This is a genomic window from Butyrivibrio sp. FC2001 (genome assembly GCF_000424125.1).
In the GTDB taxonomy this organism is placed as follows: Bacteria; Bacillota; Clostridia; order Lachnospirales; family Lachnospiraceae; genus Butyrivibrio.
The window spans coordinates 607,030-620,052 of sequence record NZ_KE384132.1; the positions used below are offsets into that span (position 1 = coordinate 607,030).

At 41.9% G+C, this 13,023-nt stretch carries 11 protein-coding genes; 1 reads left to right on the top strand and 10 read right to left on the bottom strand.

Annotated elements, in window-relative coordinates:
• Positions 1-39 precede the first annotated feature (39 nt).
• The 6 genes from rny to G601_RS0116315 form a co-directional block, all read right to left on the bottom strand.
• A complete protein-coding gene (gene rny / locus G601_RS0116290; protein ID WP_026490806.1) occupies positions 40-1,596 on the bottom strand; it encodes a ribonuclease Y in 1,557 nt (518 codons plus the stop codon).
• Between the two features lie 102 nt (positions 1,597-1,698).
• Complete coding sequence (locus G601_RS0116295) at positions 1,699-2,322, bottom strand: regulatory protein RecX (protein WP_026665985.1); 624 nt, start codon at positions 2,320-2,322, stop codon at positions 1,699-1,701.
• 5 nt (positions 2,323-2,327) lie between these two features.
• A complete protein-coding gene (recA, locus tag G601_RS0116300) occupies positions 2,328-3,398 on the bottom strand; it encodes a recombinase RecA (protein WP_026490808.1) in 1,071 nt (356 codons plus the stop codon).
• A gap of 203 nt (positions 3,399-3,601) precedes the next feature.
• On the bottom strand, positions 3,602-4,012 hold the full coding sequence (locus G601_RS0116305; RefSeq protein WP_026665986.1) for a hypothetical protein: 411 nt from the start codon (positions 4,010-4,012) through the stop codon (positions 3,602-3,604).
• Between the two features lie 95 nt (positions 4,013-4,107).
• Positions 4,108-4,869, bottom strand: coding sequence for an RNA polymerase sigma factor region1.1 domain-containing protein (locus tag G601_RS0116310; RefSeq protein ID WP_035790842.1), 762 nt, complete (start codon positions 4,867-4,869; stop codon positions 4,108-4,110).
• A gap of 21 nt (positions 4,870-4,890) precedes the next feature.
• A complete protein-coding gene (locus G601_RS0116315) occupies positions 4,891-5,769 on the bottom strand; it encodes a membrane protein (protein ID WP_026490811.1) in 879 nt (292 codons plus the stop codon).
• A gap of 228 nt (positions 5,770-5,997) precedes the next feature.
• Between G601_RS0116315 and G601_RS0116320 the strand changes: the two genes are divergently transcribed.
• A complete protein-coding gene (locus G601_RS0116320) occupies positions 5,998-10,269 on the top strand; it encodes a 2-hydroxyacyl-CoA dehydratase (protein ID WP_026665988.1) in 4,272 nt (1,423 codons plus the stop codon).
• Positions 10,270-10,306: 37 nt separating this feature from the next.
• Here G601_RS0116320 and G601_RS0116325 read toward each other — a convergent pair whose 3' ends face one another.
• From G601_RS0116325 to G601_RS0116340, 4 genes are all read right to left on the bottom strand, one after another.
• The gene (locus G601_RS0116325) at positions 10,307-10,840 is read right to left on the bottom strand and encodes a DUF308 domain-containing protein (RefSeq protein ID WP_026665989.1); all 534 of its coding nucleotides are present in this window, start codon (positions 10,838-10,840) and stop codon (positions 10,307-10,309) included.
• Positions 10,818-11,975 (bottom strand): DUF6765 family protein, encoded by a 1,158-nt coding sequence (locus G601_RS0116330; protein WP_026665990.1) that lies wholly within the window; start codon positions 11,973-11,975, stop codon positions 10,818-10,820. Before G601_RS0116330 ends, G601_RS0116325 begins: the two co-directional genes overlap by 23 nt.
• Positions 11,976-11,979: 4 nt before the next feature.
• On the bottom strand, positions 11,980-12,465 hold the full coding sequence (locus tag G601_RS0116335) for a hypothetical protein (protein WP_026665991.1): 486 nt from the start codon (positions 12,463-12,465) through the stop codon (positions 11,980-11,982).
• An 81-nt stretch (positions 12,466-12,546) separates the two neighbouring features.
• Complete coding sequence (locus G601_RS0116340) at positions 12,547-13,017, bottom strand: hypothetical protein (protein WP_026490816.1); 471 nt, start codon at positions 13,015-13,017, stop codon at positions 12,547-12,549.
• Positions 13,018-13,023: the final 6 nt, after the last annotated feature.

Here is a 13,023-nt window from a genome sequence, read left to right on the forward strand (position 1 = left end):
ACTCTTAAGTACATCGGTCCAAAATTCATTGCAGTAAAATTACTTCGCGTAATCAGTTGCTCTGCTTTCACGAATGATATTAACCTTGATCTGTCCGGGATATTCCATCTCGTTCTCAATCTTCTTGGCAATATCTCTTGCCATCAATACCATATCAGAATCGCTTACCTGTTCAGGAACAACCATTACTCTGACTTCTCTTCCGGCCTGAATAGCAAAGGAATGATCAACACCCTTAAAGCTGTTTGTGATCTCCTCGAGTTCCTTTAATCTGCTGGTATAGGTTTCAAGTGTTTCTCTTCTAGCACCGGGTCTAGCTGCGGAAATAGTATCAGCAGCCTGAACTATAACAGCTATAAGTGACTGAGGCTCTACATCGCCGTGATGTGCCTCAACTGCGTTGATGACGGTAGCTGACTCTTTGTACTTCTTACAAATATCAACACCAAGTGAGATATGTGATCCCTCCATCTCATGATCAACGGCTTTACCAATATCATGTAAGAGACCTGCTCTCTTGGCAATACGAACATCAAGCTCAAGTTCTGAAGCCATAAGTCCGCAGAGCTGTGAAACTTCTACGGAGTGCTTAAGTGCATTCTGTCCATAACTTGTACGGAAACGCATGCGACCAAGTAATTTAATGATTTCAGGGTGAAGTCCGTGAACACCTGCTTCAAGTGCGGCATTCTCACCCTCTTCCTTAATCTTGTTGGCAACTTCCTTCTGTGCCTTTTCAACCATCTCTTCAATTCTTGCAGGATGGATACGTCCGTCCACGATAAGCTTCTCAAGAGCTATACGGGCAACTTCTCTTCTGATAGGATCAAATCCTGAAATAACAACTGCCTCAGGTGTATCATCAATGATGAGATCTACACCGGTCATTGTCTCAAGAGTTCTAATGTTACGACCCTCTCGTCCAATAATACGTCCCTTCATTTCGTCATTGGGAAGCTGTACAACCGAAATGGTTGTCTCGGAAACATGATCTGCAGCACATCTCTGGATAGCATTTACAACTATCTCCTTAGCACGTTTGTCTGCTTCTTCCTTAGCCTCCGCTTCCATGTTCTTGATCATGACAGCGGATTCATGTTTAACGTCATCTTCAACAATCTTTAAAAGATACTCTTTTGCCTGCTCGGAGGTTAAGCCTGAGATTTTCTCAAGTTCCTGTCTCCTCTGCTCATCAAGCCTCGCAACCTCTTGCGTTTTCTTGTTTAATGCATCTTCACGAGCATTTAAACTGGCCTCTTTCTTCTCAATTGCTTCTGATCTCTTTTCGACGTTCTCTTCTTTCTGCTGAACTCTGCGTTCTGAACGCTGAACCTCTGCTCTCCTATCCCTCACTTCTTTTTCAAGTTCATTTCTTGCCTTCAGTGATTCTTCTTTTACTTCCAGGAGTTTTTCGCGCTTCGATTCATCGGCAGCTCTTACAGCATCGTCGATGATTTTTCTTGCCCTTTCCTCTGCGCTTCCGATCTTACTCTCATTCTCAGCGTCAATTTTCTTTTGACGGGAACTCATAACTAATACGGTTGCTGCTATCGAAACGACAAGAGTTGCTGCTATTGCTATTATAACTGGTAGCATACAGGAGCACCTCCTTATTTAATTTTCATTGTACGATATTTTGTATAAAATGATAAAAAAATGCTTTATTTCATACAATATAACAACATATTCAGTTTACGCTCAGATGCTGTCTATGTCAAGAGACATCGCACTTGAGATGACACTATTACCAAAGCCTTTTCGATATAATAAAGCCATTATTTTACGCTTTTCTTCGTAGGTAGTGTTGTCCTTATCGTAATGTTTTTTCTTAAGGAGTTTTATGCATAATTCGAGCTCAGGATCAGAAGTGTTTTCCTCATACGCTTCATCCATAAGCCGCTCAATTATGTCTGAGCTTATGCCCTTCTGTAATAAATCCTGTTTTATCCTGTTCCTGCTTCTAAGCTCCATGTGATAGCGAATGTATTCGTCAGCATATCTCTCATCATCCAGGTATCTGTAGGACTTTAAGTATTCCACTGCTTCATCGATAACCTCAGGAGGATAACAGCCCTCCTTTAGCTTCTCCCGGAGCTTGTGCTCGGTATAATCCCTCTTTTGAAGAAGATTCATAGCACGGAGCTTAGCTCTTTTCGGGATAACTACGCCGGTTATCTCATCAAAAACAGGCGAAGAAATCTCTTCGCCTGTCTTAATCTTGTAGTCTCTGATCTCACCTCTGTATAGGATAAAAGCGAATTCACCGTCTATATAAATTTTTGATCTTTTATTGTCAAACGGTACTATATCCGTAACAGTCATGAATCTTACGCCTCTTCAGTTTTTGATGCTTTTGATTTCTTACCTGTAGCAGGAGCTTCCTCTGCAGCAGGCTCCTCACCGCCCTCAAGTCCGTAATGAGCACGAACCTTAGCAGCGATCTCAGCAAGGGTCTCGGGATGCTCTTCAAGATATGTCTTGGCATTCTCACGTCCCTGTCCAATCTTGTTATTTTCGTACTGATACCATGCACCACTCTTGTTGACAATATCAACAGCAGCTGCAAGATCAAGAACATCCCCTGTATAGGAGATTCCCTTGCCGTACATGATGTCAAACTCTGCTTCCTTAAACGGGGGCGCAATCTTATTCTTTACGATCTTAACCCTTGTTCTGTTACCGATAGACTCTCCACTCTGCTTAAGTGTCTCAATTCTTCTGACATCCATACGTACTGAAGAATAGAACTTAAGAGCACGTCCACCTGTAGTAGTCTCAGGGTTACCAAACATAACACCAACCTTCTCACGGAGCTGGTTGATAAATATAACTGTACAATTAGACTTGCTGATAACTGCTGTGAGCTTTCTAAGAGCCTGAGACATAAGTCTGGCCTGGAGACCTACATGAGAATCACCCATGTCACCATCAATCTCTGCCTTAGGAACAAGAGCTGCAACAGAGTCAACAACAACAATATCTATAGCGCCGGAGCGAACCATTGTCTCACAGATCTCAAGTGCCTGCTCACCTGAATCAGGCTGTGAAATGTAAAGATTATCAACGTCTACTCCGATGTTCTTAGCATAAACCGGATCAAGAGCATGCTCAGCATCGATGAAGCCTGCAATTCCGCCTCTCTTCTGAACTTCAGCTATCATATGAAGTGTAACTGTAGTCTTACCACTGGACTCAGGTCCGTAAATCTCAACGATACGTCCCTTGGGAATTCCACCAAGTCCAAGTGCTATATCAAGGCTAAGGGATCCTGTAGGTGTAGTCTCAACACTCATCTGTGCTGCGGGATCACCCAGCTTCATAACCGCACCCTTACCAAACTGTTTCTCAATCTGACCGAGTGCTGCTTCTAATGCTTTCTGCTTATCTTCTCTTTCCATACTGTTCTCTTCTCCTTTTCTATACAGAACAAGCGTTCTGTGATAATAATAAAACAAATGTTCGTTTGTGTCAACAAAAAATCACCCAAAAAGTAATTTGAAAAAAAAATAGGAAAACATCTGGCGACACGCCGGAATTAAGACTTTCGTATATTACACATACCGAAAAGAAAAGTCAAGCCCCAAGATCATCAAAAGACATATCAAATAGAAAATGCAAGAAGTGCCAGCTTTGATATAACCAGCTCCCTGATGATCATACCTGCCTCCTCTTTCTCCTTAGCAGAAAATGCAGCCAGCTGATTCATTGTATAGACCTTCTCCTGATAATGATCCGCAGAGCCCTTCTTAAGCTGACTGACTCTAACCTTAGCCTTGAGCTGCTTGTAAACACGCCACTCAAAGTCCTCCTCGGTCAGGTGATAAAGGTGACTTTCCAGGGTCGTGGAGCTATCTATATCCTTAAGGATATATCTCTCCACAATAGTCTTGAATTTAAACGGCGCCATCTCCTCAGAGAGAATCTCTGCATAGCTGAGTCTGCATCCAAGGTAATACCTTGAAACATCCTGCATTGTGTATTTAAAATCGTCCTCATTAACTATGTTATACAAGCGCCATTCCCCTTACGTTCGCTCTGATAAGAGCATATCAAATCAGCTGTCCAATAACTTCCACAGCATAAAACTTTTTTCTACCTTCAAAAACTTTATTTTTTCTCAGGTTTGTAGTCTATATCTTCGATCTGATTACCACAGGCCTTAATTGCTTCAAGAATTTTCTCCCTCTCCCAGCCTGTTTCCTCTGCTAGCTCATCAACCGTGCAGCTTCTTCTGAGCTCATCAGCAAGCTCCTTTGCCTTATCAGCCACTTCCTGTACAAGCTGAACAGCCTTCTGAACTCTTGCAGTTTCAGCGGCATCATCCTCAATAAGGTTCTCCATTGCATCCATAACACGCTGTGCAAGATAAGAATCACATTCCTTGTGATCATCAAGCGATGAGAGCTCAGAAACAGCCTTCATAAGTGCTATATTGCCCTCACCGATGAGATCCTCGATGAGGACACCCTGCTCCGCGTAAAGCTTTGCAACATCGGTAACCATGGACAGACTGATCTCTGCAAGTCTCTTCTGAGCGTCAGTTTCACCTGCCATAGCAGATATGATAATTGCTTCCTTTTCACCATCTGTTACAGACTCAAGAAGACTTATTTCCTCAAGATAATTCTCAAGGTAACCCGCCTCTTCCTTGGACAGATATTCAGAAGAATCAATAGCTTCTCCGATTCCGATGTTATGCTTTTTAATGTAATCATAGATGAGCTCATACTGAGAATCACTAAGCTCAAGCTCATCAAAGGTATCTCTTATCTCAGCCTCGGAAACCGTTCCGCCCTGCCTTCTGGCATGCTTTGTGAGGTCACCAAGTCTTTTCGCAAATTCCTGTTCTTTATTTTCAAGATTAGCCATTATTTCTATATACTCCTAGCGTTATTTTACATGTGTATGTGTGAAAAGATGCTCCTGACAGTACTCGTAGTTGCCGTTACATTTTGAACAGAATCTGAACTCTAATGTAGGATCATCGTTCTCTGATCTTCCACAGACAGCACACTTGTGCCTTGTTATTCCGGGAGGTGTGATCTTTACAGATCTCTTGAAGTCATTCCTCCTCTTAACCTCCTTGGGCCTAAGATGCATCAGCTTTCCACCTGAGAACCAGAAGGTCGCAAAGGTAAGGAAAGATGCTGCAATAGCGAAAAACTCATCAAACTGCTTGTAAATAATAGCCTGAACCGCCTGGAAAGCAAGAAGACATCCATAAGCAATTCCAAGCCACTTCATCTTAAGCGGAATGATAAACATAAACAGAACCATATTATCCGGAAATGTTGCCGCAAAAGCAAGTAGTATGGACATATTTATAAGTGATGTGTTGAAGGTAAGCGATGCATCCTGCATGAAGTCATATAATACCTGTGAAGAAGCTGTAGAACCGCCTCTGAAAATCATGACATAGGCAAAATATAAAAATGATGCAGCTATCATCAGAAGAAGTCCTGTGAATATGTATACATTATATCTGTATTCACCCCAGACCTTTTCCATCGTAGTTCCTATTGAATAATAGAAATACAGCATGACAAGCACAAAAAACAGATTCGAATAGTTCGGCGGAACAATGACCCATGTCACAAGTCTCCAAACCTGTCCGTGAAGTATCGCATAGGGATTCAGAGTCATATATTCAAGGATTCCGTATCCCGAAGGTGCGAACATTAATATGTAACCAACTATATAGCAGATGATAAGAACTATTGTTAAATTTTTAATTGCGTATTTGCCAAATTTTCTCTCAAAATTGCTCATATTTCTCCTTATTAGAAAACTGAATTTATTTTTTCAGTTTCTCCCAACAAAGTTTTTCTAATGCATTTTTCAAGCATTCTTATTGAGTCTATCACATTTTATGCCCTTTTGCATCGTTATTTGAATAATTGATTTTTAAGGTTGCTTCGATTATAATGTAGCGTAATGCGCGTAAAATTTTGCACGCATTTAATAGGTAATTAAAGTTTCTTTTTCGAGGTTTTATTTATGATTTCAAAGGATTATACACTGGGTATTGATATCGGATCAACAACTGTCAAGATCGCACTTATGGATTCTGACAGAAATATCGTGTTTTCAGATTATAGAAGACATTTTGCCAATATTCAGGAGACTTTGCTTTCTCTTCTTCAGGATGCAGCCAAGGTTAGCGGCAACGTAACTCTGCACCCTGTTATCACCGGTTCAGGCGGACTTACACTTGCAAGTCATCTCGAGGTTCCCTTCGTACAGGAGGTTATCGCAGTATCTACTGCCCTTAAGGCACTTGCTCCCAAAACTGATGTAGCTATCGAGCTCGGTGGTGAGGATGCGAAGATCATCTATTTTGAAGGCGGTAACGTCGAGCAGAGAATGAACGGTATCTGCGCAGGTGGTACAGGATCCTTTATCGACCAGATGGCATCTCTTCTTCAGACAGATGCATCGGGTCTTAATGAATATGCGAAAAATTATCAGTCTCTTTACACCATCGCTGCACGTTGTGGTGTATTTGCCAAGTCTGATATTCAGCCTCTTATAAATGAAGGTGCTACCAAGGAAGACCTTGCAGCATCTATTTTCCAGGCAGTTGTTAACCAGACTATCAGTGGTCTTGCCTGCGGTAAGCCTATCAGAGGTCACATCGCTTTTCTTGGTGGTCCTCTTCATTTCTTATCAGAGCTTAAACAGGCATTTATCCGCACTCTTAAGCTTGATGACGAGCATATCATTGACGCTGACAACTCTCATCTTTTTGCAGCCATGGGTTCAGCCATGAACGCAAATGAGGACTGCCACTACTCAATGGTAGATATGATCGGCAAGCTCACTCACAAGATCACAATGGCCGCTGAGGTTTCCCGTCTTGAGCCTCTCTTCGATTCAGAGGATGAGTACCAGGAATTCCTTGATCGTCAGAACAACTATCGTGTTAAGACTGCTAAGCTTGATAATTATAAGGGTAATGCCTTCCTTGGTATCGATGCAGGTTCCACTACTACCAAGTGCGCTCTTGTGTCAGAGGACGGTGACCTTCTTTATTCCTTCTATTCAAGTAATAACGGAAGCCCTCTTAAGACAGCTATCAGTTCTATCCAGGAGATTTACAAGCTGATGCCCGAGGGCGTTACTATTGCGCGTTCATGCTCCACAGGTTACGGTGAAGCTCTTCTTAAGTCAGCTCTTATGCTTGATGACGGCGAGGTTGAGACTATCGCGCACTATAATGCTGCTGCATTCTTCGATCCCGAGGTTGACTGTATTCTCGACATCGGTGGTCAGGATATGAAATGCATTCATATTAAAAATGACACAGTAGACAGCGTTCAGCTCAACGAGGCATGCTCTTCAGGTTGTGGAAGCTTTATTGAGACCTTTGCTAAATCCCTTAATTACAGTGTTCAGGATTTTGCCAAGATCGCTCTTTTCGCAGATGCTCCCATAGACCTTGGTACACGCTGTACTGTTTTCATGAATTCACGAGTTAAGCAGGCTCAGAAGGAAGGCGCTTCTGTTGCTGATATTTCTGCAGGTCTTGCTTATTCAGTTATCAAAAATGCTCTCTTTAAGGTTATTAAGGTATCAGATGCCAAGGAGCTTGGTGATCACATCGTTGTTCAGGGTGGTACCTTCTATAATGATGCTGTCCTTAAGGCCTTTGAGAAAATCTCAGGCGCTCAGGTTACAAGGCCTGACATCGCCGGAATAATGGGTGCTTTCGGTGCTGCTCTCATCGCAAGGAATCGTTTCCATGAGAAGACCAGCTCCAAGACAACCATGCTTACCATTGATCAGATCAATAAGCTTGAGTATTCAACAAGCATGACAACCTGTCAGGGATGTACAAACCATTGTCGTCTTACCATCAATAAATTCACTGGTGGACGTCAGCACATCTCCGGTAACAGGTGTGAACGTGGTATCGGTAAGGTTAAAAACGCTGCCGGTATTCCCAATCTATTTGATTATAAATATAAGAGAATCTTCGATTATAAGCCTTTAAATGAAGTCGAAGCTAAACGTGGAACAGTTGGTATTCCCAGAGTTCTTAATTTCTACGAGAACTATCCTTTCTGGTTTACTTTCTTTACAAAGCTTGGATACCGCGTTGTGCTTTCACCCAGATCAACTCATCAGATTTATGAGCTTGGTATTGAATCCATTCCCAGTGAGTCTGAGTGTTATCCTGCAAAGCTCTCACACGGTCATATTGAATGGCTTATCAAGAATAATGTAGATTTCATCTTCTATCCCGGACTCTTCTATGAGAGAGACGAGGTTGAAGGTGCTACTAACCATTACAACTGCCCTATCGTTACTTCTTATTCCGAGAACATCAAGAATAACGTAGAGGCTATTACTGAAGGAAAGGTTACACTTCGTAATCCCTTCATGTCCTTCTCAAGCTTAAAGACAGCTACCGATGCTCTTGTTAAGGAGTTCTCAGAGATTTCCGCAAAAGAAATAGTCGAAGCTGCCAAGAGCGGATGGGCTGAAATGGAAAAAGCCCGTGACGACATCAGAAAGAAGGGTGAAGAAACTCTTCGCTGGATGAAGGAGAACAACAAGCACGGTATCGTTGTTGCAGGTCGTCCTTACCATGTTGATCCAGAGATCAACCACGGTATTCCCGATATGATCTGCTCTTACGGCGTTGCAGTTCTTACAGAGGATTCAATTTCACACCTGGGATCTCCTGAGAGACCGCTTATTGTATCAGACCAGTGGATGTATCACTCACGTCTCTATGCTGCAGCAAGCTTTGTTCGCACAAGAGATGACCTTGATCTTATCCAGCTCAACTCCTTCGGATGCGGTCTTGATGCTGTAACAACTGACCAGGTTAATGACATTCTTTCAGGCTCTGATAAGATTTATACCTGTCTTAAGATCGATGAGGTCAATAACCTTGGAAGTGCCAGAATCCGTGTGCGCTCTCTTCTTGCCGCTATCCGCGTAAGAAAGCTTAAGGAGAACAAAGAACGTACTATTGGTTCTACTGCAATCAACAGAAGACTTTTCACTGAGGATATGCGTAAGAATTACACTATTCTTGTTCCTCAGATGTCACCTATACACTTTGATATCTTAGAGCCCGCTCTTTGCGCATGCGGTTACAATATCGTAGTTATGCAGAACGATAACAAGCATGCTATCGACATGGGTCTTAAGTATGTTAATAACGATGCCTGCTACCCTTCACTCTGGGTTGTTGGCCAGATCATGGATGAGCTTCATTCAGGAAAGTACGACCTCGACAGAACTGCTGTCCTTATGAGCCAGACCGGTGGCGGATGCCGTGCTACAAACTATATCGGCTTCATCAGAAGAGCTCTCAGAAAAGCCGGAATGGAGCAGGTGCCTGTTGTATCAATCAACTTAAGTAAGCTTGAGCACAACCCCGGCTTCCATATCAACTTTGCGATGCTTGAGAGAGCTGCTTACGCTGCTGTATTTGGAGACATTTTCATGAGATGCGTATACCGTATGCGTCCTTATGAAAAGGAAAAGGGCTCAGTAAACGCTGTCCATGAGAAGTGGAAGAAAAAGTGTATTGAGTTTGTATCTGCAGACCATCTGAGCTTTATCAAGTTCCAGCGTATGTGCAAGGAGATCGTTGAAGATTTCGATAAGATTGAGATCACTGATGAGATCAAGCCTCGTGTAGGTGTTGTAGGTGAGATTCTTGTTAAGTTCGCTCCTGCTGCTAATAACCACCTTGTAGAGCTTCTTGAAGCTGAAGGTGCTGAGGCTGTTGTTCCTGATCTTTTGGACTTCATGTTCTACTGCTTCTACAATCAGGTATATAAGGCAGACCACCTTGGAACCAGCAAGAAGACCAAAGCATTTTGTAAGGCCGGAATCTGGGCACTGGAAAAGCTTCGCGGCGGTGCTGCAAAGGCATTTGAAAAGAGCATTCATTTCGAAGCTCCCACAAGCATCTACAAGCTTGTTGAGTATGCTAAGCCCATCGTATCAATCGGTAACCAGACCGGTGAGGGATGGTTCCTTACAGGTGAGATGGTTGAGCTCATTAAGGAAGGTGCTTCCAATATCGTCTGCACACAGCCCTTCGGTTGTCTTCCTAACCACGTAGTTGGTAAGGGTGTAATAAAGCAGATGAGAAAGATTTATCCCGGATGTAACATCGTAGCCATTGACTATGATCCCGGTGCAAGTGAAGTCAACCAGCTTAACAGAATTAAGCTTATGCTCTCCACTGCTCATAAGAAGGCTCATGCTCAGGAAGAGCCTGTTGCGAATAAAGCTATATCATAAAAATTAAGCTGACAGATTTTGTTCTGTCAGCTTTTTATTATCTTATGAACATAAAGGTCGTCCGTCTGAATGCAGCTGTAATTCTAACAATTCCCGAATATACAAGTCCCAAAGAATAAATGTACACAGCCGTGTTCTCAGCCCTTGAAAACAGGATACAAAATAGGGCAATTACTATATTTATGAGGCCGCTAATAAACTTTAGTCTCCAGGTTGTTCCTCCGTATGCCCTTGTTTCCCTTGTCCTAAGTATCTCTACAAGTCCCGAAAAAGCATGAATACACGCCAGATATAAGAGAATATATATCTTGGGAACATAGGATAAGGAGCTCGAAAGTACACCAAAATTGAAAAGGATTATTCCTCTGTAAAGGACTATTTTTCCATTTACCATATGCCTGGCCATAGACATATAGTAAAGGATCTTTCCAAGACCTAAGCACGCAAAACTAAATGACAGTACCATAAGAATAATCTCATAAGCATGCCTTTTGTACTTTACGAGAAGTACTGCAGCAACTATTAAAAATATACCATCTATAACGGTTTTAATCCTTTGACCCTTGCTCATCTTCTCCTCTTTGGATTAGCTCCATTTGCTTATCTCTACGCATTAGCATTATGGCAAAACCTGCCAGCATATTCTTTGATTCAAATATTTCATGAGTTACCATACCCTTTTGGGCAATAGCTGCTATAAAAAACTTACCAAGATATGTTTTATTTTTTCTTGCCGTTGACGTTCTTGCATATTCGTATCTGTATTTATCAACGTCAAAGCTTTCTATCTTTTCACCGGACAGTTCCTCTCCAAAGGCCTTCCAGTCGTCGGAAGCTATCAGCTGTCTCTTTTTAATTATTCCTCTGATCCTCTCTTCATAAGGAGCGATCACATCATAGGCATAGGTATCCTTTTCGAAATTCTCTATATCTCCCCTTATGTACTTCATGGCATAAACCATTTGTGCAAAGGCCTTATAATAATCGCTTTGATTATCCTTATATATTTCCATGTATTCATTCCACGCTGGAAGATATTTATATTTTGCAAATGAATAATCCGGGAAATGACCTGCACGCCCATGCCCTAAATTCATTATGGAGTTCTCACTCCCCTGGAAAATGCTGTTGGTATAAATTCCATTAGCAATATCATCCGGGATTCCGTTTTTGTGTACAAACTTTACCCGTCTCTCCAGTTCTTTTTCCGCACCGGGAATTACTTCAATAAAATCTCTTGTTGTATTGTTAATGACAAGAGAAGGCGTTCCGGCAAAATACATATGCGCCCAGGTATCAGCCAGAACATGCATGGCTATGCCGACAGCCTGCAGGCTTTTACCCTTTGCAAGCTTGACAGTCTTCACCAGAAGATCTCCGTTTGGCTTGCATATAAGTCTGTACTTGTTCAAATATCGCCTTGAGCATCCTTTCTTATTGGCATACAGATCATAAGGAAGAAAATGGAAGGACGCCCATATCCTGGTTATGTCCTGAAGTCCAATGATATCAGTTCTTGTATCCATCATCTCAAGCTGAAGCTGCGTGGTCGCTGCTATTGAAGGCGCCTTTATCTTAGAAAGAAAGGTCCTCGAGCATTGATCTACAAACTGGGCACTATAACAGATATCCATGCTCTCTTTATGTGTATACCCTGCAAGATATGAAGCGCAATATGTAGCATAATAGTGGAAATCTTCCTGCATATTTCTATCCCTGTTCTCTCTTAACCGTTAACCGTGCCATTGACATTGAATACAACATATCTATCAGCATAAATAGTAAGGTACAGTCAGCTACAAACTCAGCAACCTGTACATATCCAGCCTTTGAGGCTGATGTAATATCCGATATGATAAAGCTTATAGTGATAAAAACCAATATTACAGCCCCTATCCTGAATTTCTTACTTTTTCTTCTACCTCTGCCATAACGAACTGCACTAATACCCACATAACCGTGAATAAGCAAAACAAGCAGGCAAATAACGAACATAGTGATATAAATCAGCTTGATAGTATTATCTATTTCCTCTTGCGGAATATCTCTAAGCTGATTCCTTATGTCAGTTATATTGAACATAACAGAAATAATAGTCTTTATAGCAGTCCACACGCCAAATGCAAACACTCCGCGTCCGCTTACAGCTATATTACTGTTATATCTTCTGATTTTTGCTTTAGTCTCTTCTGTCATTTTGTGCTCCGGATTTTGCCTACATTGTATTAAAAAGGCTGCCAAAAGGCAGCCTCTTCTAAGCATAAAGATTATGCCTATTTAGCTTTTTTCATTAAGCTTATCAATATCGTCCTGAAGACGTTCCATTGCAAATTCATTAGATCTCAGCGCAAGGTGTGCCTTAAGAGATCTGTTATGGATATCATTGGCCTTCTTGTAGTAATCAAGAAGATTCTCATCATCGATTTTAAGATATCCGTCAGCAATTGCACCCGGAAGCACGAACTTCTTTACAACATTAGCAAACTCGACTTCAATATATTTTCCGTCCTGCTTAACTATAGTTCCTGCTCCGAATTTCTCATGAGTTATTTTTAAATTGATCGCATCCTTGTTACCAAGGCTGTCAGCTTCCTTATCGAGAGCATCGATCTCATTTTTCTTGTTCTCATGCTCCTCTTTAAGCTCTTCCATACGCTTGGCATTTTCTTCAAGCAGTTCCTTTGTTCTTTTTGTTCTGGTTTTAGTAGTGGTCTTTACCGCGTTCTCCTCATCAAGTTCTAAGCCCATTGCATA

Bases quoted from the DNA above. Each gene is read 5' to 3' on its own strand.
- rny (WP_026490806.1), bottom strand. From the start codon at position 1,596: ATGCTACCAGTTATAATAGCAATAGCAGCAACTCTTGTCGTTTCGATA.
- G601_RS0116295 (WP_026665985.1), bottom strand. From the start codon at position 2,322: ATGACTGTTACGGATATAGTACCGTTTGACAATAAAAGATCAAAAATT.
- recA (WP_026490808.1), bottom strand. From the start codon at position 3,398: ATGGAAAGAGAAGATAAGCAGAAAGCATTAGAAGCAGCACTCGGTCAG.
- G601_RS0116310 (WP_035790842.1), bottom strand. From the start codon at position 4,869: ATGGCTAATCTTGAAAATAAAGAACAGGAATTTGCGAAAAGACTTGGT.
- G601_RS0116315 (WP_026490811.1), bottom strand. From the start codon at position 5,769: ATGAGCAATTTTGAGAGAAAATTTGGCAAATACGCAATTAAAAATTTA.
- G601_RS0116320 (WP_026665988.1), top strand. From the start codon at position 5,998: ATGATTTCAAAGGATTATACACTGGGTATTGATATCGGATCAACAACT.
- G601_RS0116325 (WP_026665989.1), bottom strand. From the start codon at position 10,840: ATGAGCAAGGGTCAAAGGATTAAAACCGTTATAGATGGTATATTTTTA.
- G601_RS0116330 (WP_026665990.1), bottom strand. From the start codon at position 11,975: ATGCAGGAAGATTTCCACTATTATGCTACATATTGCGCTTCATATCTT.
- G601_RS0116335 (WP_026665991.1), bottom strand. From the start codon at position 12,465: ATGACAGAAGAGACTAAAGCAAAAATCAGAAGATATAACAGTAATATA.
- G601_RS0116340 (WP_026490816.1), bottom strand. From the start codon at position 13,017: ATGGGCTTAGAACTTGATGAGGAGAACGCGGTAAAGACCACTACTAAA.